Below are 19,069 nucleotides of genomic sequence, written 5' to 3' on the forward strand. Positions count from 1 at the left end.
AGAGCGACAAAAACCGACGCCTCGGCTAACCCCTTTTTCTCGGGGCGACCATGGCGCCTTGTTTTCGCTAACCGCCTCAGCAACCGTGCCGGCCACCGCTGCGGTGACACCCATCTAGGCGGACCGCTCCCAACCGTCAAACACTTTTTGCAACTTTCTTACACCACCCACAAAAAACCACGGATTCCCGCCATCCTTAACTCACTAGCAAGTCACACACGTGTAGCGAATCAGCCAATGGCCAGCCCCCTTAGTCCCTCGAGCGAAGGCGAATCGTTCGCCAGCCAGGTGCGCAATGCAGTGATCTGGCGCTCCGGCACTCAGGTGGCGGCGCAGCTGGTGCAATGGGCGTCGACCTTCCTGGTGATCCGCATCCTCGCGCCGAGCGATTATGGCCTGTTCGCCATGACCGGCGTCGTCATGGCGTTTCTCAACATGCTGAACGGTTATGGGTTAGCCAGCGGGCTTGTTCGCGAACCGGCAGTTTCGGACCGGCAGATCCGTCAGGCATTTGGCATGTTGATCGCCGTGAACGTCGGGCTAGGCTTTATCCAGCTCGGATTGGCTCCCGTTGCTGCTGCCTATTACCGGCAGCCGCAAGTCGCCGACCTGCTGCGCGTTCAATCGCTGATTTACCTCTTCACGCCGTTTATCGCCTTGCCTCAGGCTCTGCTGAGCCGCCGAATGGATTATCGTCGGCAAGGGCGGGCAAACATCCTGGCCTCTGTTGTGGGTGCTACCACGGCATTAGTCGGTGCATTTGCCGGATGGGGTGTGTGGACGCTGGTTATTGCGCCCATGGCGCTATTCGCCGCGCGGGCCATTGCCATGACCGTCGCGGCTGGCTCCTTGATGATGCCCTCCTTCGACTTTCGCGGAGCGGGTTCACTGGCGCGCTTTGGCGGCGTGATGGCCGCGGGCCAGCTATTCTGGTTTGTGCAAAGCCAAGTCGACGTGTTCATCGCCGGTCGGCGTCTCGATCTTCATGACCTTGGTATCTACACGACCAGCCTGTTTCTGGCGCAGATCTTCGTGTCCAAGTTCGTGCCGCCGCTGAACGAAGTGGCATTTTCGGCTTACGCCCGCATCCAGCATGATCGAGCGGCCACGGCAGCCGCCTTCGTGAAGGGGGTCAGGATCGTGATGCTCGCCGCCCTGCCCTTCTACTTCGGATTGGCAGCAACGGCGAATCCGTTGGTGCGGGTCATGCTTGGGGAGCAATGGGCGGATGCTTCTGCCGTTGTTCGGCTGCTGGCGCTCGCCATGCCGTTCATGACCCTGCAAGTGCTCTTCTCTCCTGCATGTGACGCAATTGGCCGGCCAGGTATCGGCGTCAGCAATGGTGCGATTGGGTCGGTGATCCTGACGACTGGGTTTGTCTGCGGAATCCAATGGGGCTTGATCGGGATCGCGACGGCATGGGTCGTCTGCTATCCTATCTATCTGGCGATCAGTTGCTGGCGCTCGCTTCCGGTGATCGGCGCCCGTGCCCGCGACGTTGCCGCTGCTATTGTCCCGCCACTGACCGCTGCTGCGGTGATGGCGATCGTAGTGGCGGGCCTCGATCACGTCCTTACGCTGGCGCCGCTTGCGCGGCTGATCCTGCTCGTGACCGTCGGCGCCGCCGTCTATGCTGGCTGGCTTGCAATATTTGCGAAACAGCTGGTCCGAGAAACCCTGGCTCTCGTCCGGAACCGGGTATGAGATTTCACACCTGCTGAATGTAATCCCGCATGGCCGCCGCGTCCGCCTCGACCCGCTCGATCCGGTATTTGACCAGATCCCCGATTGAGACGAGGCCGATCATCCGGCCGTTCTCGACCACCGGAAGGTGCCGGATTCGCCGCCGTGTCATGAGCGAAAGGGCACCCATCACGGGGTCTTCAGGCGACACGGTGACCGCTGGCGCCGTCATCACCTCGCGAACGGGGCGATTGAGCACCTCGGTGTCGCCCGCCTTCAGGCAGTAGATGAGGTCGCGTTCGGAGAATACGCCGAGAACCTCCTCGCCGTTCACCACCGGCACCGCGCCGATCCGGCGCTCGGCCAGCAATGCCACTGCTTGTCGGACCGTATCGTCCGGGGCGACCACGATGGTTTCGTGCCCCTTGCCGCGCAGGATTGCCGCTATCGTCATCGGCTCTCTCCTCATTCTCTGCTCGCCGCCAGCTAAGCGTGGTTGGTCAGGCGGGACGGCGTTGTTGCTGGAAGAATGCGCCATTTCACGGCACATGGGAAGCATGAGCCGCCTCGATGACCCTGAATATGCACGATTCGCATGGAAGCGCTTTCGGCGCTTGCTTGCCTGGAGCGGGCTGGTCGGCCTTATCGCTTCGGTAATTTCGGTCTGGCTGGTGAGCCGTTCCTATGGCGCTCTCGACTGGGTCGCGACGCTGGCGATGATCGGCGGGGTTACCGGATCGGTGCTGATGGCGGGCGCGCTGATGGGGCTCACTTTTCTGTCGTCCGGCACGGGTCACGACGAAGCCGTGGACACCCGGGACTTCGACGACGCCTGAGCCTGAGCACGGCCGCGAGATGATGGACTGCGGCCTGTCGGCGGATCAAATCGGCCTGTTACGCAAACGGGCCGGCCTCGCACATGGCGAAGCCGGCCCGCTTCTATCGAGACCTCCCGGAAGGAAGGTGGATTAAGCCTCGGCCTCCGCCGGTGCGGCAAGCGTCCGGCGACGGCGCGGCTTGGGCGCCGCGTCCTCAGCCGTCATCTCACCACCGATCGCCGGCGGCAACGCGCTGGCATCAAAGCCGAGCTGCTCACCAGCCTCGACGGGTGCCTTGCGCGGGCGACCACGACGCTTCGGAGCGGCCACTTCTGCCTCGGCCTGAACCTCGGGCGAAGACTGTGCGACGTCGACGCTGGCGGATTCCACCGGCATCGCTTCGCCGTTCACCGGGGCGCTGACACGCTCGTCACGACGATAGTCACCGCGCGGAGCGGAAGACCGCTGGCGGCGGTCCTGACCATCCCGCTGCCGGTTCTCGCCGCCTTCGGCACGATAGCCATCAGCCCGCGGACCTTCATCGCGATCCTGCCGACCACGACCGCCATCCTGCTGACGATTGCCGTCGAACTGGCGGTTGCCATCGCGCTCGGAGCGCTCCTCGCCGCCACGGCCCTGCTCCTCGGCACGGATCGGCTCACCTTCGTCGCCGTAATCCTCGTCGAGATCAAAGTCGTTCTGCGGACGACGGTCGCGCGTCTGATCCTCGTAGCGGCCGCGCTGGTCGGCCAGCACGCGGAAATAATGATCGGCAAACTGGAGGTAATATTCGGTGTTGACGCGATCGCCCTGGCGCTGCGCGTCAGCCGCCATGTTCTTGTATTTTTCGTACAATTGGCTGGCGTTGCCCCGTGCGCGGCTATCGATCCGGTTGCCGTTGTCACGCTGGCCCTGGCTGCCCCCGCCCTGCGAACGCTGCCCACCGCGGCCGCGACGGCGACCGTTCTGACGGTTGTTGATCAAATTACTGTCCTCGTCCTCAAACCAAAAACGGCCTTGCTCCCGGAACAATCGGTGCAACAACCCCCGGCTTCGGGCGGACCAGCGCACAATGCGCATCGCCTCCAAAAGCCTGCCATGGTCGCCGGACTGCAGCGACTGATGACGAAGGGTGGGCAAGCCGCCCAAAATTCAACCAGAAATGTTGATTTTGCGTGCCCCTGCGCTTGCCATAGCCGCTGCAAAGGCTTTCTCAAAGCGAAATATTGGGTAAAATTCGTTGATTTCAAGGCGTGATGACAAGGCATCGATCACGCCCCGCCAGATCCCTGCTGACTGTCACCTGAAGACCAGCGGCGATGAAGAGAGCGCCGGCTGAACCGGCCTGCGCGGCGCCGATTTCCACGCACGCGACGCCGCCCGGCGCGATCTGTTGCTTCAACAGCGGCGCAATCGCGCGGTAATCATCCAGCCCGTCGCCGCCCGCATAGAGCGCGCCCGCCGGTTCATAGAGCGCGACTTCCTCCGGTACGGCTTCAACGGTTGCCACATACGGCGGATTGCTCAGGATAAGATCGAACGCGGCGCCCGTTCCGGCCCAGCCGCCGAGGCGAATATCGGCGCGACCGGGCGCGATCCGATCGGCATTGCGCTGCGCGATCTCGATCGCCTGCCGCGACGCATCAATCCCGACGCCTGTTGCCTCTGGCCATTGATCAAGCGCTGCCAGCAGCAACGCGCCCGAACCAGTGCCCAGATCCAGAACCGTTCGCGGCCCACCGCCAGCGCCGAAATGGTCCACCGCCGCCTCAATCAGCGTTTCGCTGTCCGGGCGCGGAATCAACACGCCCGGTGCGACATCAAGGTCGATCGTCCAGAACGCCCGCGTCCCCGTGATATAGGCGATCGGTTCGTGACGCGCACGACGCGCCACCAGATCCGAAAAGACGGCAGGGACTGGCTGGTCGGCGAGCGTGAGCAACAGTTGCTCACGGCTGATGCCCAGCGCGTGGGCGAGCAGCAGTTCCGCATCAAGCCGCGGCGTTTCCGAGAAGCCGAACCGGCCAGCGGCGGTGATCAGGGCCGCCCGTGCCCCGCCCCGCGCCGGATCACCCATCCAGCGAAGCGAGCCGCTCGGCCTCGTCCTCGGCGATCAAGGCCCCGATCAGTTCATCCATGTCGCCGGCGAGGATTTCCGGCAGGCGATGCAGGGTCAGGTTGATGCGGTGATCGGTCACGCGGCCCTGCGGGAAATTGTAGGTGCGGATCCGCTCCGATCGGTCGCCGCTGCCCACCATCGACTTTCGCGCCCCCGCGCGTTCGGCATGAAGCCGTTCGCGCTCCATTTCGTACAAGCGCGTGCGCAGTACCTTCAGCGCCTTGGCCTTGTTCTTGTGCTGCGATTTTTCGTCCTGCTGAATCACCGTCAGCCCGGTGGGAATGTGAACGATGCGCACCGCGGAATCGGTGGTGTTCACCGACTGGCCGCCAGGACCCGATGAACGGTAGATGTCGATACGCAGATCCTTGTCATCGATCTGCACGTCGACTTCCTCGGCCTCCGGCAGCACGGCCACCGTGGCCGCCGAAGTGTGAATGCGGCCGCCGCTTTCAGTGACGGGTACGCGCTGGACCCGGTGAACGCCGCTTTCGAATTTCAGCTTGGCGAACACGCCCGAACCGGTGACGGAAGCGACCACTTCCTTGTACCCGCCCGCGTCGCTGTCCGAGGCGGAAATCAACTCAACGCGCCAGCCCTGCCCCTCGGCATATCGCTGATACATGCGAAACAGATCGCCAGCGAACAAGGCGGCCTCGTCACCGCCCGTTCCGGCGCGCACTTCCAGCATCGCCGAGCGCTCATCCGCCGCATCGCGGGGCAGCAGCGCGAGGGCGAGCTTGCGATCCGCCGCCTCCAGTGCCGCCTTGTTCTCGCGCAGTTCCTCCTCGGCCATGGCACGAAGTTCGGCATCGGCATCGCCCGTCATGAAGGCGAGGCTGTCCGCCTCCTGCCGTAAACGGCGCACTTCAGCCGCCGCCTGGGCGACGGGCTCAAGCTCCGCATATTCCTTGGACACCGCGACGAAGCGATCGCCGGGAAGATCGCCGGTCGCCATCTGCGCAGCGAGCTCGTCGCGCCGCGCCTCGATCTGACGGATGCGTTCAAGCGAGATGGCGGTCATTGCTGAGCGACAATCACCGGTTCCACGATGGCGCGAACGCGGTCGAGCGCATCCTGATCGGCACCGTAGCTGCGCTGCGACTGGTTGAGCGCATCGTCGCGAACGGACAGGCTGTAGGTCTGCGATGGCTTGCGCTTCAGCGCCTTGTCGAAGCGCTTGCGCGGGCTTCCCTCGATGGTGGCTTCCGCAGCGATACCGGCGCGGCGAAGCGCGGCGACAGCAGCGGTGGCGGCAAGCTCAAGCCCGCCGCTTTCCGCCACGACATTGACCGGCCCTTCAAACGAGGGCTCCTCCAGCAGCATGGCCAGCCGCTCGACACCCGCCGCCCAGCCGACGCCAGCCGTGGGCGCGCCGCCCAGGCTCTCGATCAGACCGTCATAGCGCCCGCCGGCGAGCACCGTACCCTGCGCGCCCAGGCGATCGGTCACGAACTCGAAGGCAGTGTGGCGGTAATAGTCCAGGCCGCGGACGAGTCGTGCGTTGCGCGTCCAGGCGACGCCCGCCGCCTCCAGCCCCTTGGTCACGCTTTCAAAGAAAGCGCCCGCCTCTGACGTGAGGAAATCATCGATACCCGGCGCCGCATCGGCGATCGGCCGATCGCGCGGATCCTTGGAATCGAGGATGCGCAGCGGGTTCTTGTCGAGCCGGGCAAGGCTATCCTCGCTCAAGTCGCCGCGATGCTTCTCGAAGTGCGAGACAAGCGCGGCGCGCCAGGCGTCACGGGTATCCGCATCGCCAAGCGTATTCAGTTGCAGTGTCACCCCTTCCGCAATGCCCAGCTCGTGCAGGAGCTGATCCGCCAGGGTCAGCAGCTCCACATCAGCTGCGGGCTCGGGCGCGCCGAGGATCTCCGCATCGATCTGGTGGAACTGACGATAGCGGCCCTTCTGCGGCCGCTCGTAACGGAACACTGCGCCGCTGGTCGCCAGCTTCAGCGGCGCGAATTGCTGCCATCCCTCGGTGAGATAGGCGCGGGCGAGGCCGGCAGTGAATTCCGGCCGAAGCGTGAGCGAATCGCCACCGCGATCGGGGAAGGTGTACATTTCCTTCGACACGACGTCGGTTGTTTCGCCGATCGAGCGGGCGAATACTTCGGTTGCTTCAAACACCGGGATCTCGACCCGCTGGAAGCAATAGAGTTTGCGCACGCGATCGAAGGTGTCGAGCACATGCGCAAAGCGGCGTTGTTCGCTGCCGAAGATGTCCTGCGTGCCGCGCACGCGGTTGGGAGTCTGAATCCGGGCCATTGCGGGCGCATCTAGGCCCCGCTTTCAAAAGCGGCAATGCAAGTCATCGAGCGCAGGTCATTGAGCTTCGCAGCGCCGCTCGTTAGCGGGGATTTCCATGATCCGTCTTGCCTTCGCGAGCGTCCTGCTCGCTTCCGCTGCCGTCGTCACGGCTCAAGTACCCAATGGGAACTCCGCGCCGCAGCCGGTGCCTTTCACGACCACGATCCCCGATCCGGTCGATCAGCCCTACCCCGGCACGATCGCGCTGAATGTCGATGCCACCGATGTTGCCCGCGGCATCTTCCGCGTCAACGAAACGATCCCGGTGGCCAAGGCAGGGCCGATGACGTTGCTTTACCCCGCGTGGCTGCCCGGCAATCACGCAGCGCGCGGCCAGATCGAGAAGCTGGCCGGACTGGTGATCAAGGCGAACGGCCGGACGATCCCGTGGACCCGCGATCCGGTGGACGTCTACGCCTTCCATATCGACGTGCCCGCCGGTGCCAGCGCGATCGAGGCCAGCTTCCAGTTCATCTCCGCCACCAAGGCGGATCAGGGCCGGATCACCATGACGCCGGAGATGCTGAGCCTCCAGCCGAACTCCGTCAGCCTTTATCCCGCCGGCTATTTCACCCGCCAGATCCCGGTGAAGATGACGGTGAAATATCCGGCCGGCTGGACGGCGTCCGGCGCCATTCCGGCCAAGGTCAGCGGGTCCACCTATTCCTATGATCGCGCCAATTACGAGGTGCTCGTCGATTCACCGATCCTGGCGGGCCGTTATGGCAAGACGTGGCAGCTGACGCCGCGCGTGTCGCTCGCCGTTTACGCGGATACGCCCGACGAACTCGCCGCCACGCCGGCGCAGATCGACGCGCACAAGCGGCTGGTCGAGCAATCGGCAAAGGCATTCGCGAGCCAGCACTACGACAAATACACGTTCCTGCTGTCGATCAGCGACAATCTCGGCGGCATCGGGCTGGAGCATCACCGGTCCAGCGAGAACGGGGTAACGCCCGGGTATTTCACCAAATGGGAAGAAGGGCCGGGCCGCCGCAACCTGCTGCCCCACGAGTTCAGCCACAGCTGGAACGGCAAGTTCCGCCGCGGCGCCGATTCCTGGACGCCCGACTTCCGCACCCCGATGCGCAACTCGCTCCTGTGGGTGTACGAAGGGCAGACGCAATTCTGGGGCTATGTGCTTCAGGCGCGGTCGGGAATGGTGTCCAAGCAGGATACGCTTGATCAGCTCGCGGCGATCGCGGCGCTCTACGACAGCCAGCCTGCACGCCAGTGGCGCGACCTGATCGACACCACCAACGATCCGATCATTTCCGCACGTCGGCCAAAGGGCTGGACCAGCTGGCAGCGCAGCGAAGACTATTACAACGAAGGCTTGCTCGTCTGGCTGGAGGTGGATTCGACGCTGCGTCAGCTTTCCGGCGGCAAGAAGTCGATCGACGATTTCGCGAAGGCGTTCTTCGGCGTGCGCGATGGCGACTGGGGCGATCTGACCTATACGTTCGACGATGTGGTCGCGACGCTGAACGCGGTTCAGCCCCATGACTGGCGCACGCTGCTGACCCAGCGACTGACGGAGCATGGCAAGGGCGCGCCGCTCTCCGGCTTCGAGCGCAACGGCTATCGCTTGGTCTATACCGCGGATGCGCCGCCATCGTTCCGCCATGGCGAGAAGACGCGCAAGGTGGCTGACCTCACCTATTCCGGTGGGTTCGTGGTCGGAGCCGGCGGCGAGATCACCTCCGTCACCTGGGGGTCGCCGGCGTTCGACGCGGGGCTGACCCTCGGCACCACCATCGTATCCGTCGGCGGGATGGCCTATTCCGATGATCGGCTGAAGGCTGCCATCGCCGCGGCAAAGGATAGCAAGACGCCGGTCCAGATGTGGATGAAGAAGGGCGAACGCTACCGGCAAGTCTCGCTCGACTGGCAGGGCGGCCTGCGCTACCCGCGCCTGGAAAAGATCGGCACGGGAGAGGCCGGTCTTGATCGGTTGCTTGCGCCGCGCTGACCCGCGGCACGAGTCTTCAATTCGCAATACCAAAGCAAAGGGACCGAACATGCGCATCGACATGGTGCCGACGGGGGACAACCCGCCGCACAGCCTGAATGTCATCATCGAAGTGCCAACCGGTGGCGAGCCGGTGAAGTACGAGTTCGACAAGGCGAGCGGCGCGCTGTTCGTGGATCGCATCCTGCACACGCCGATGCGCTATCCGGCGAATTACGGCTTCGTGCCGCACACGCTGTCGCCGGATGGTGACCCGCTCGACGCTTTGGTCGTGTCGCGCTCGCCGTTCATCCCGGGCTGCGTCGTGCGCGCCCGGCCGATCGCAGTGCTGAACCTGGAAGACGAGGCCGGCGGCGACGAGAAGCTCGTGTGCGTGCCGGTTGACCAGACCTTCCCTTATTATTCCAAGGTCGGCGAGAAGGACGATCTGCCCGAGATCGTGTTTGAGCAGATCGAACACTTCTTCACCCACTATAAGGACCTGGAGAAGAAGAAGTGGGTGCGCATCGGCAAGTGGGGCGGCGCTGACGAAGCGCGGCAGATCACCATGGAAGCGATCGAGCGCTACAACGAAGCGAAGAAGCAGGGCGAAGAGCCGCACGACCACGACGTGCCCGGCCGCGACTGAACCGAGACCTCAGCACCCCCCCATTTCCGGTACGCCGGGAATGAGGGGGGCGCCCATTCAATGCGCGGTGAACTTCAGCCCCGCGATGCACAGCACGACACCGAAGATCAGCGCGATGCGCACCGGCGTCGCGGGCTCCCCATAAAAGGCGATGCCCACCAGCACCGTTCCCAGCGCACCGATGCCGCCCCAGACCGCATAAGCGGTACCCATCGAGATCGAGCGGGACGCAAATTCGAGCAGCCCCATGGAGAGGGTGACCGAGGCGAGGAAGCCTGCGGTCCAGCCGATGTTCCGGAAGCCGTCGACGTGACGAAGGCAGGTCGTGAACCCGACCTCGAACAGGCCGCCCAGGACCAGCCAGAACCACGCCATCAGCCGCGCCCCGTGCACGAACGTCGGGAAAACTGAGACACTGGCACGGCACCATTCACCATTTGCTTCATTCCTTGCTTGCGCCCCGCCCCGCTGCGATCGCCCAGATAAGGCAGGCAGCCATTACCGGCCAGCGAGCGCGCGGAGGGCGGCGCCGGTGACCCGCTGCGTCGTCCATTCATCCTGCGGCCTGGCGCCCTTCGCCCGATAGAATTCGATCGCCGGCGTGTTCCAGTCGAGCACGGTCCATTCCAGGCGCGGGCAATCGCGATCGATCGCGATCGCTGCCAGCGCTTTCAGAAGTGCCGCCCCTGCCCCCGACCCGCGCGCCTCGGGCGTCACATACAGATCCTCAAGCCACAAGCCGCGCCGCCCGGTCCAGGTCGAGAAGGTATGGAAGAACAAGGCGAAGCCGATGGTGGCGCCATCACGCTCCGCCATCAGCACCTCGGCTGCCGGTGCAGCGCCGAACAGCGCAGCCTCCAGCATCTGCTCCGTCGCCTCCACCGCATCCGGCTCCCGTTCATAGGCGGCAAGTTCGCGAATGAAGCGAAGGATGGTTGAAACGTCGTCCCTACCGGCGGGGCGAATGGCGATGATCATGCAGCTTGCTCCAACGTCTGCGCCGCAATGTCTCGGCGGCGGGCCGCATAGACGCAGGCGGCGACAATGACGATGGCGCCGACCAGCGTGTAGGCGGAGACGCGCTCATTAAAGACCAGAAACCCGAGCACCGCCGCATAAACGAACGACGTATATTCGGTCATTGCCAGGTAACCTGCCTCGCCATGGGCATAGGCCCAGGACAACAGCATCATCGAGGCAAAGGCAAGCAGCGCCGCGACGGCCAGCGGCAGGATCGTGGCAGCTGGCGGCACCACTGCAAGCCAGGGTGCGGCAAGGCCAAGCAGCACGAGAATGACCAAGGATTGCAGACAGGCAGTTTCCGCCGGGCGCGCGGCAAGTGACTGAAGCCGGGTGAGGATGAGATTGCCGGCGTACAGGATGGCGGAGGCAAGGATCGCGACAGCGCCCTCGAATGCCTCCGGCCCCAGCGCTGCCTGCGCCTGGCCGATGAAGATGGTGCCGATGCCAAGGCTGGCCGCCACCACCGCAACGACGGCGCGCAGCGACACACGCTCCTTCAGCCACCAGGCGGCAAGGATCAGCGCGAGGATCGGCGCAATGTACGATAAGGCAATGGCCTGGGCCATCGGCACGCGCGCCAATCCCCAGAAGAACAGCAACGCCATGGCGCAAGTTACGGTGCCGCGCGTCACATGCAGCAGAAGCGCCCGGCGTGTCGGGCGGCGAACACCCACGGCCGCCCATGCGGCGGCACCCAGCGCAACATTGCCCATCGAGCGCCACAGCATCGTGTTGTACACGCCAAGGGCAAGCACCAGCCCCTTCATGACGGCATCCATGATCGAGAACAGGGCGATGCCCAGTGCCGCGACCAGAAAAGCGAAGCCGACCGGCACCAACTTACGAGGCGTTGAGTTCATGCCCGTGCATTAGAACGATCGTTCTGCGCTGACGAGCGCCAGTGCAGCCTTCCGATGGGTTAATGCAGTATGAACAACGGGCATTGGTGTTAATCGGCAAGCAACGCCATAGATCGAAAAAACTGGAACGTGATATCGGTTAAATAAACCGTTCTGATGATCCGTGCGCTGGTTGACCTGCACAGATGCCACGTTAAAGCAACAATAAATGTAAGGAGCGTCGCATGACTGAAGATACCGTTGACACCAATGCCGTTGAGCTGGCGACCGAGCTGACCATCGCATGGCTGTCAAATCCGAACACCCGCGCGTCCAGCGATGAGGTGCCAGGATTTCTGCAGAAGATGCACGAGGCGGTAAACCAGCTGTCGACGAACACCCAGCCAGTGGCCGAGGAAGAGCCAGCTGGCGAATACACGCCCGCGGTTTCGGTGCGTAAGTCACTTGCTTCAAAGGATCATATTATCTCGATGATCGACGGCAAGCCTTACAAGACGCTGCGCCGTCATCTCGCCGGCCATGGTCTAACTCCGACCGAATATCGTCAGCGTTATGGTCTTAAGCCCGACTATCCGATGGTCGCCGAGAATTATTCGGAGGCGCGCCGCGCCATGGCCAAGAAGATCGGGCTTGGCCGCAAGCCGGGCATGAGCCGCAAGGGCGCAGAAGAAGCGGCTCCCGCCAAGCGCGGTCGCAAGGTGCCCGCGACGGCGGCAGCCGGCGAGGAATAAGGCGCATGGCTCGGGCGGCCGCATCGCTGCCCGGCATGCGTAACGCAATCGGCGGGCGCATTCGTGCGCTCGTCGGTTCCGGCTCGGTCGATCTGTCGCGACCGCCCGGTGATCCCGGCCTGTTCGGCCCCGGATCGATGGCGTGGCGAGTTCACGCCGACTTTTCCGCCATGATGATCGGCGGCGTTTCCGCCTTGCTGTTGCAGATGCTCCATCCGCTGGCGCTCGCCGGGGTGTGGGATCACAGCGATTTCCGCCGCGACCGGCTCGGCCGGCTTCGTCGCACGGCGCAGTTCATTTCCGTGACCACCTTTGGCAGCACGTCATCCGCGAACGCAGCGATCAATCGCGTACGCGCCATTCACGATCACGTGATCGGCACCCTGCCGGACGGAACGCCTTATACCGCAAACGACCCAGCCCTGCTCACCTGGGTTCATGTTGCGGAGGTGGACAGCTTCCTGCGCGCTTATGTCCGCTACCGCGAACCCGGCCTCTCGGGAGCGGAGCAGGACAGGTATCTGAATGAGACGGCCATTATCGCGGAACGGCTCGGCGCGCGCGATGTGCCCAGGACACGGCGTGAGATCGAGAGCTATTTCCGCGCGGTCCGCCCACAGCTTGCCTATGACGAGCGGACCCGGGATGTCGCCGCCGCGCTGCTGGCGAGTGGCCCGGACGCACTGACGACTGCGGCGCTGGCGATCGTCACCCCCGCCGCGCTCGATCTGCTCCCGCCCTGGGCCGCGACGATGCACGGCCGAGCGCCCAGTGCGATTGGCCGGCCGGCAATCCGGCTGGGCGCGCGCGGCATGGGCAACGTGCTGCGTTGGGCGTTGCGCCGCTAGTCCACGGCGTCAGCCGTCGAACCCTTCACCACCCTCGGCGCTGAGCGGATCGGTCCGCTCGCGGCGCGAGAGCGTCAGAGTCGTGGCGAGATCCCACATCACATTGCCCAGCGTGCGAACGATGTCGGGAAGGGTCTCCACCGCCACCAACAGGCCGAGCGGCGCGGTCGGTGCGCCGATCGCTGCGCAGACCGGTGCTACCGAGCTGACATAGCTGACCGTTCCCGGCAGGCTGACCGCGCCCAGCGACATCAGCGCCGCCACCAGGGTGCCGACCGCCAGCGTGCCCAACGACAGCGGCACGCCAAACCAGTGCGCGATATAGATGGCGACTGCGAAGTTCATCGCGGGACCCGTGGCGCGCAGCAGGGCAACGGCCAGCGGCAGGGTGACGCCGGCTGTGGCGACAGGGGTGCCCAGCGACTGCGCGCCGGCGAGCATCGCCGGCAGCGATGCGAGCGAGGATTGGGTGGACACCGCCACGGCCTGGCTCGGCATGGCGGCGCGCGAGAAGCGCTTCAGCGAAATTCGTCCGCCGATCATCGCCATGGGATAGGCACACAGCGTCACCACCAGGCCGACGCCGGCGACGATCATGATGTAATGGACGAGCGCGTGGAAGGCGCCGCTGCCGGCCTTCGCTCCCACCACCAGGGCAAGCGAGAACACGCCGAGCGGGCCGATCCACAACACCCAGCCGATCACCACCAACATGGTATCGCGCACTGCCGTGAAGACGCGCACGAGAACCTCCCGCAACCCTTCCTCGATCCGCATCAGCGCAAAGGCGAAGATCAGCGCAAAGATGATCATCGACAGGAAATTGCTCTCCGCCGTGGTGCGCACGATGTTGCTTGGGATAATGCCGGACAGGAACTCACCCAGCGGGGGAACCGGCGGGTTCGGGCCGACACCGGTCAAGGCCGCGCGCAGCGCCGCGGCGGAATCAACCGGAAGCGGCGCGAGTTGCAGGAACAGCGGGGTCAGGAACGCCGCCGACAGCGCCGACGCAATCATCACTGCGACGTAAAGCCCGACCGCGCGCCCGGCGAGCCGCCCCGCCTGTGCCGCCGCCGCCGTGGCGGCCACGCCCGTAACCAGCAGGGAAAAGACCAACGGCACGATCGTCATCTGCAAGGCGTTGAGCCATGCCTGGCCGATCGGCTGAGCCACGGCGATGGTCGGATCCACCGACGCAGGCGCATAAGCAGCGAGCAGAATGCCGGCGACCAGCCCCACCACCAGCGCCACAAGAATACGAGTAGATTGGGACATCACGCCTTTCGAACTCTTCGTCACCGCGGACTTGTTCCTAAGTCCGCCAAACGGCAAGAGCTAAGGCATTAATGGTTGTGCGGCACCAAGAGTGCCGGGGCAAGCCCGTCCGCAACACCGGGGATCCGGCAAGGACGGGACAACGAGCGGTTTGGAGGTTACCAGTGGCGCGCAAATACTTCGGCACGGACGGCATTCGCGGCCTGACCAACATCGCGCCGATGACGGCGGAAATGGCGATGAAGGTCGGCATGGCGGCGGGCGCCTATTTCGTGCGTGGCGATCATCGCCACCGCGTGGTGATCGGCAAGGACACGCGCTTGTCCGGGTACATGCTCGAAAACGCGCTGGTCGCAGGGTTCACCGCGGTCGGCATGGACGTCGTGCTGCTGGGGCCGATGCCGACACCGGCGGTGGCGATGCTCACGCAGTCGATGCGTGCCGACATCGGCGTAATGATCTCCGCCAGCCACAATCCGTTTGCCGACAATGGCCTCAAGCTGTTCGGGCCGGACGGCTACAAGCTGTCCGACGAAGCGGAACTGGCGATCGAGGCGCTGATCGACGGCGACGTCGCCTTGGCGGCGGCCGGTGACATCGGTCGTGCACGCCGGGTCGAGGATGCCCGCGGCCGGTACATCCACTTCGCCAAGTCGACGTTCCCGGCGGATCTGCGGCTGGACGGCCTGAAGGTGGTGATCGATTGCGCCAACGGTGCGGCCTATCAGGTGGCCCCGTCCGCGCTTTGGGAGCTGGGGGCGGAAGTGGTCGCCATCGGTGTCGAGCCCAATGGCAAGAACATCAACGACCGGGTCGGCTCCACCGCGCCGCAGACCTTGTCCGAAACCGTGGTCGCCAGCGGTGCGGCGATCGGTATCGCGCTGGACGGTGATGCTGACCGCCTCATCGTCGTGGACGAGCTTGGCCGGGTGGTGGACGGCGACCAGTTGATGGCGACGATCGCCACCGGCTTCGCGCGCCGCGGCGCGCTGGCGGGCGGCGGGCTGGTCGCGACGGTGATGTCGAACCTTGGGCTGGAGCGGCATCTCGCGGCACAGGGGCTGGGGCTGGTGCGCACGTCCGTCGGGGACCGCTACGTACTGGAAGCGATGCGCGCCCGCGGCTTCAACGTCGGCGGCGAGCAATCCGGCCACATCATCCTTTCCGACTATGGCACAACCGGCGACGGCCTGGTCGCGGCGCTTCAGATCCTGGCCGAGGTGAAGCGTTCTGGGGCACCCGCCAGCGAGGTGCTGCACCGTTTCGAGCCGCTGCCGCAGCTGCTGAAGAACGTGAAATACGCCCGCGGCGGCAAGCCGCTGGACGCGGCAAGCGTCAGGGATACGATCGCGGCGGCGGAGGCGGAGCTTGCCGGAAACGGTCGGCTGGTGATCCGTCCCTCCGGCACCGAACCGGTCATCCGGGTCATGGCCGAAGGGGACGACGCCGTTCAGGTCGAAGCGGTGGTGGATCGCATCTGCGACGCGGTGCGCGCGGCGGCCTGAGGAAGCGTCCACCCTCACCGCGACACGATCCGGGCATATCATCCGGTTCGTTTGCGGCGAGGCGGCATGATCCACCGGAGCGCGCCACCGTCGTCGGCGGTGTGGCGCGCTCTCGATCGGGGAAGCTCAGTCGCCCGTCACCTTGGCGGGGCCCAGGTCGCCCTGCCCGACCGTGCCGCTTGCCATGGCGAGCATCGCGTCGAGGCTCTTCTTCGCCTTGACCCGCAGATCCTCATCCATCTCGATCCGCGGCTGAAGATCGCGCAGCGCGATGTAGAGCTTCTCCATCGTGTTGAGCGCCATGTACGGGCAGATGTTGCAGTTGCAATTGCCGTCCGCGCCGGGCGCACCGATGAAGGTCTTGTTCGGCAGCGCCTTTTCCATCTGGTGGATGATGTGCGGCTCGGTCGCGACGATCAGGGTGTCGCCCGACATCGCCATGGCATATTCGAGGATGCCGCGCGTCGAGCCGACATAATCGGCGTGGTCCAGAATGACGGCGGGGCATTCCGGATGTGCCGCAATCGGCGCGCCGGGGTGCTGCGCCTTCAGCTTCAGCAGCTCCGTCTCGCTAAACGCCTCGTGCACGATGCAGACGCCCGGCCAAAGGATCAGGTCACGCCCGGTCTTGCGCGCCAGATAGCCGCCGAGATTGCGGTCCGGGCCGAAGATGATCTTCTGATCCTTGGGGATCTGCGACAGGATCTTTTCCGCCGAAGACGAAGTGACGATCACGTCCGACAGCGCCTTCACCGCGGCCGAGCAATTGATGTAGGTCAGCGCGATTGCGTCGGGGTGCTGCGCGCGAAAGGCAGCGAACTGCTCCGGCGGGCAGCTGTCCTCAAGCGAGCAGCCGGCATCCATGTCGGGCAGGATCACGGTTTTCTGCGGGGAAAGGATCTTCGCGGTTTCGGCCATGAAGCGAACGCCGCAAAAGGCGATCACGTCGGCATCGGTCGCCTGCGCCTTGCGTGACAGATCAAGGCTATCGCCGACGAAGTCCGCAATGTCCTGGATCTCGGGCTTCTGGTAATAATGCGCCAGGATCACCGCGTTGCGCTCCTTGCGGAGACGTTCGATCTCGGCGCGGATGTCGACGCCCGTGAGGTTCTGCGGCTGTTCCATGCCAGTGCAGATGGCCCGGCTGGACATTGGGATCAAGATAGCATGGGCGATAGCGTGCGCGGTTCGCGCGCGCGTTATTGTGCGTTCGCCAGTACTTCCTGAAGGCTGCGGCTCATGTCCCACCGTTCGCCATCGGATGGGCCGGTCTCACCCGCAAACCGCACCTCGACGCGCACCGGCAGACCGGCCGCGGACAAAGCACCGCCGAACAGGCGCGAAATGGCCGTTCGCCCATTCTCCCGCGCTTTCGCCATATTCTCGGGATCGTCGGCGCGATCGGCGACGGCAGTGGCGGCGGTGGAGGCGACGCGGCGCTGAAGCTCGGCCATCGCGTCTCGCGAGACATAGGGCCCCGACGTCTGATCGAGTGTCACGCGCGCATGATCAACATTCGGGCGGCCGGGCCGAACATCGGGTACCTCGACGGTCAATGTTCGATTGGCGGCATCGTAGCGGAAGTCGCTTGGATCCAGCCGGCGCACATCAACGAAATAGTCGACCTCGAACGGCGCCTTCACCACACGCGTGGATTTCAGCCAGCCCCAAAGGCGGCTGGTCGCGCCAGTCGCCTGCACCGTGCCGGTCAGGCGGCTGACGCGAAGATCGGCGCTGGTGTGCAATGTCGCGGCGACCACTCGCGCGACCGCCAGGCCACTGTCGTCGGCCGCGACGACGTGGCGATCATCCCACCAGCGATAGGCAGCAACCGTGGCGACCATGATCGCGAAGGCAATGGCGACTCCGACCGCAGCGATCGCGATCGATCGCCCGTCAGGCCGCATCCACGCTTTCCCAGCCGGCGTCATCGCTGCGCACGAGCGATCGCCGTTCCAGATCAATGAGGTGCGCCAGCACCGATCGCTCGGCAGCCGGATAAAGACGCGGGTCAACGCCGACGTACATCTTCTCGACCATGGCGGGGATCTGAGCGGTGCCCGCCCGCAGCAGGCGCAGGATCTGCCCCTCGCGCTGCTTGCGGTGACCGAGCAGCCCGCGCACCAGCCGCTGCGGCCGTTCGATCGCCTCACCGTGGCCGGGATAATAGATCCGGTCGTCGCGGCCCATCAGCTTTTCGAGGCTCGCCATATAGGCGGTCATGTCGCCATCCGGCGGCGAGACGACGCTGGTTGCCCAGCCCATCACGTGATCGCCGGAAAACAGCGCCTTCGTCTCACGCAACGCAAAGGCGAGGTGGTTGGACGTGTGGCCCGGGGTCGCGATCGCCTCCAGCGTCCAGCCATCGCCAGCGACCGTTTCGCCCTCCGCCAACACGCGATCGGGCGCATAATCATGATCGAACGACGCGTCCGAACGCGGGCCGTCGTCCTCCAGCGCGAACGGCGCCGCGCCGATGACAGGCGCATCAAGCTCGCGCGCAAGCCGCGGCGCGCCCGGGCTGTGATCGCGGTGATGGTGGGTGATGACGATCGCGCGCACTGGTCGGCCAGCAACCACCGCGAGCAAGGCGGCATGATGCGCATCATCCGCCGGGCCGGGATCGATGATCGCAAGATCGCTCGTCCCCACGATATGCGTCTGCGTACCCGTATAGGTGTAAGCCGAGGCGTTCGGCGCGAGCACGCGCGTGACGAGCGGCTCAAGCACGATCGGAATACCGGTTGGCGGTGCCTCCATGTGACGGCAGATGGCCGCTTCGCCCGTCGATGGCAAGGGCGTGGCGGCCAGCGCCCCCGATCAATGGTGCCCTTCGTCCTCGATGTGCGGGGCTTCCTCCTCCAGCGCCCTGAGCGCGTGATCACGTTCGGCGCCGGTCAGATGACCGTTCGCGCGGATCGCCACTCGGGCGGCGCGGATACCCTCGCGCGCACTGACCATCGCCACCCGCCGGGCGATGTCGGCTTCGCGCATCGCGGCCTCGGCGCGGCGTTGCGCGTCGGCCTGCGCCCGGGCAGTGCGCCGTTCGATCCGGTCGGTGCAGATGGTCAGGCGCGGCTGGCCCTGATCGGTGTCATGCACCACGGTCGGCTCAATGGCGTCGCCTGCACAGGCCGCGGAACGGACCGTGGGCACCGTGACTGACACATGGCCGTCGTGTGCCCAGCGAGGCGGCGTGGGCGGAGTCGGGGGAGTCGGTGGGGTGGGCGGCGTTGGCGTCGCCGCCGGCGCGGCAGGGGCCGCTGGCGCAGTGGCAGGTACGTCGGGCTGCGC

At 65.1% G+C, this 19,069-nt stretch carries 20 protein-coding genes; 7 read left to right on the plus strand and 13 right to left on the minus strand.

The annotated features are described in order from the left end of the window. Positions 1 to 237 precede the first annotated feature (237 nt). Positions 238 to 1,704 (plus strand): lipopolysaccharide biosynthesis protein, encoded by a 1,467-nt coding sequence (locus LK535_RS16370; RefSeq protein WP_227772999.1) that lies wholly within the window; start codon positions 238 to 240, stop codon positions 1,702 to 1,704. A gap of 4 nt (positions 1,705 to 1,708) precedes the next feature. Here the strand turns inward: LK535_RS16370 and LK535_RS16375 are convergent, their stop codons facing one another. Beyond that, entirely contained in the window at positions 1,709 to 2,137 is a 429-nt protein-coding gene (locus LK535_RS16375; RefSeq protein ID WP_227773000.1) for a CBS domain-containing protein, read from the minus strand. A 103-nt stretch (positions 2,138 to 2,240) separates the two neighbouring features. Between LK535_RS16375 and LK535_RS16380 the strand changes: the two genes are divergently transcribed. Next, positions 2,241 to 2,519, plus strand: coding sequence for a hypothetical protein (locus LK535_RS16380; RefSeq protein ID WP_227773001.1), 279 nt, complete (start codon positions 2,241 to 2,243; stop codon positions 2,517 to 2,519). Positions 2,520 to 2,651: 132 nt separating this feature from the next. Here the strand turns inward: LK535_RS16380 and LK535_RS16385 are convergent, their stop codons facing one another. The 4 genes from LK535_RS16385 to hisS form a co-directional block, all read right to left on the minus strand. Beyond that, positions 2,652 to 3,485 (minus strand): DUF4167 domain-containing protein, encoded by an 834-nt coding sequence (locus LK535_RS16385; protein WP_227773002.1) that lies wholly within the window; start codon positions 3,483 to 3,485, stop codon positions 2,652 to 2,654. A gap of 262 nt (positions 3,486 to 3,747) precedes the next feature. Beyond that, positions 3,748 to 4,578: a peptide chain release factor N(5)-glutamine methyltransferase gene (gene prmC / locus LK535_RS16390; RefSeq protein ID WP_227773003.1), complete on the minus strand. Its 831-nt coding sequence runs from the start codon at positions 4,576 to 4,578 to the stop codon at positions 3,748 to 3,750. Then, positions 4,571 to 5,644, minus strand: coding sequence for a peptide chain release factor 1 (gene prfA, locus LK535_RS16395; protein WP_227773004.1), 1,074 nt, complete (start codon positions 5,642 to 5,644; stop codon positions 4,571 to 4,573). Before prfA ends, prmC begins: the two co-directional genes overlap by 8 nt. Then, positions 5,641 to 6,891, minus strand: coding sequence for a histidine--tRNA ligase (gene hisS / locus LK535_RS16400; protein ID WP_227773005.1), 1,251 nt, complete (start codon positions 6,889 to 6,891; stop codon positions 5,641 to 5,643). The genes prfA and hisS overlap by 4 nt, the downstream gene beginning before the upstream one ends. A gap of 97 nt (positions 6,892 to 6,988) precedes the next feature. Between hisS and LK535_RS16405 the strand changes: the two genes are divergently transcribed. After that, positions 6,989 to 8,905, plus strand: a complete 1,917-nt coding sequence (locus LK535_RS16405; protein WP_227773006.1) for a M61 family metallopeptidase — start codon at positions 6,989 to 6,991, stop codon at positions 8,903 to 8,905. Between the two features lie 49 nt (positions 8,906 to 8,954). Further along, positions 8,955 to 9,533 (plus strand): inorganic diphosphatase, encoded by a 579-nt coding sequence (ppa, locus tag LK535_RS16410; RefSeq protein ID WP_227773007.1) that lies wholly within the window; start codon positions 8,955 to 8,957, stop codon positions 9,531 to 9,533. Positions 9,534 to 9,590: 57 nt separating this feature from the next. On the opposite strand, the gene LK535_RS16415 is transcribed toward ppa, so the two are convergent. The 3 genes from LK535_RS16415 to LK535_RS16425 all read right to left on the minus strand — a co-directional run bounded on the left by LK535_RS16415 (position 9,591) and on the right by LK535_RS16425 (position 11,416). Continuing rightward, complete coding sequence (locus LK535_RS16415; RefSeq protein ID WP_227773008.1) at positions 9,591 to 9,908, minus strand: DMT family transporter; 318 nt, start codon at positions 9,906 to 9,908, stop codon at positions 9,591 to 9,593. A 123-nt stretch (positions 9,909 to 10,031) separates the two neighbouring features. Further along, positions 10,032 to 10,511 carry a GNAT family N-acetyltransferase gene (locus tag LK535_RS16420; protein ID WP_227773009.1) on the minus strand — a complete coding sequence of 160 codons (480 nt, stop codon included), beginning with the start codon at positions 10,509 to 10,511 and terminating at the stop codon, positions 10,032 to 10,034. Continuing rightward, a complete protein-coding gene (locus LK535_RS16425; RefSeq protein WP_227773010.1) occupies positions 10,508 to 11,416 on the minus strand; it encodes a DMT family transporter in 909 nt (302 codons plus the stop codon). Before LK535_RS16425 ends, LK535_RS16420 begins: the two co-directional genes overlap by 4 nt. Positions 11,417 to 11,640: 224 nt before the next feature. On the opposite strand from LK535_RS16425, the gene LK535_RS16430 reads away from it, so the two are divergent. Together LK535_RS16430 and LK535_RS16435 are read left to right on the plus strand one after the other, a co-directional pair. Continuing rightward, positions 11,641 to 12,147, plus strand: coding sequence for a MucR family transcriptional regulator (locus LK535_RS16430; protein WP_227773011.1), 507 nt, complete (start codon positions 11,641 to 11,643; stop codon positions 12,145 to 12,147). A 5-nt stretch (positions 12,148 to 12,152) separates the two neighbouring features. After that, on the plus strand, positions 12,153 to 12,995 hold the full coding sequence (locus LK535_RS16435; protein ID WP_227773012.1) for an oxygenase MpaB family protein: 843 nt from the start codon (positions 12,153 to 12,155) through the stop codon (positions 12,993 to 12,995). 9 nt (positions 12,996 to 13,004) lie between these two features. Here LK535_RS16435 and LK535_RS16440 read toward each other — a convergent pair whose 3' ends face one another. Further along, a complete protein-coding gene (locus LK535_RS16440) occupies positions 13,005 to 14,270 on the minus strand; it encodes a dicarboxylate/amino acid:cation symporter (RefSeq protein WP_227773013.1) in 1,266 nt (421 codons plus the stop codon). Between the two features lie 164 nt (positions 14,271 to 14,434). Here LK535_RS16440 and glmM point away from each other — a divergent pair, with 164 nt between their 5' ends. Further along, positions 14,435 to 15,775, plus strand: a complete 1,341-nt coding sequence (gene glmM, locus LK535_RS16445; protein WP_227773014.1) for a phosphoglucosamine mutase — start codon at positions 14,435 to 14,437, stop codon at positions 15,773 to 15,775. A gap of 126 nt (positions 15,776 to 15,901) precedes the next feature. Here glmM and nadA read toward each other — a convergent pair whose 3' ends face one another. From nadA to LK535_RS16465, 4 genes are all read right to left on the minus strand, one after another. After that, a complete protein-coding gene (nadA, locus tag LK535_RS16450) occupies positions 15,902 to 16,900 on the minus strand; it encodes a quinolinate synthase NadA (protein ID WP_227773018.1) in 999 nt (332 codons plus the stop codon). Between the two features lie 74 nt (positions 16,901 to 16,974). Further along, positions 16,975 to 17,682 (minus strand): DUF4230 domain-containing protein, encoded by a 708-nt coding sequence (locus LK535_RS16455; protein ID WP_227773015.1) that lies wholly within the window; start codon positions 17,680 to 17,682, stop codon positions 16,975 to 16,977. Then, on the minus strand, positions 17,672 to 18,535 hold the full coding sequence (locus LK535_RS16460) for an MBL fold metallo-hydrolase (protein WP_227773016.1): 864 nt from the start codon (positions 18,533 to 18,535) through the stop codon (positions 17,672 to 17,674). The genes LK535_RS16455 and LK535_RS16460 overlap by 11 nt, the downstream gene beginning before the upstream one ends. 60 nt (positions 18,536 to 18,595) lie before the next feature. Further along, entirely contained in the window at positions 18,596 to 18,880 is a 285-nt protein-coding gene (locus tag LK535_RS16465; RefSeq protein WP_227773017.1) for a hypothetical protein, read from the minus strand. Between the last annotated feature and the right edge of the window lie 189 nt (positions 18,881 to 19,069).

Origin of the sequence: Sphingomonas sp. IC4-52 (assembly GCF_020707225.1) — a bacterium.
GTDB lineage: Bacteria > Pseudomonadota > Alphaproteobacteria > Sphingomonadales > Sphingomonadaceae > Sphingomonas.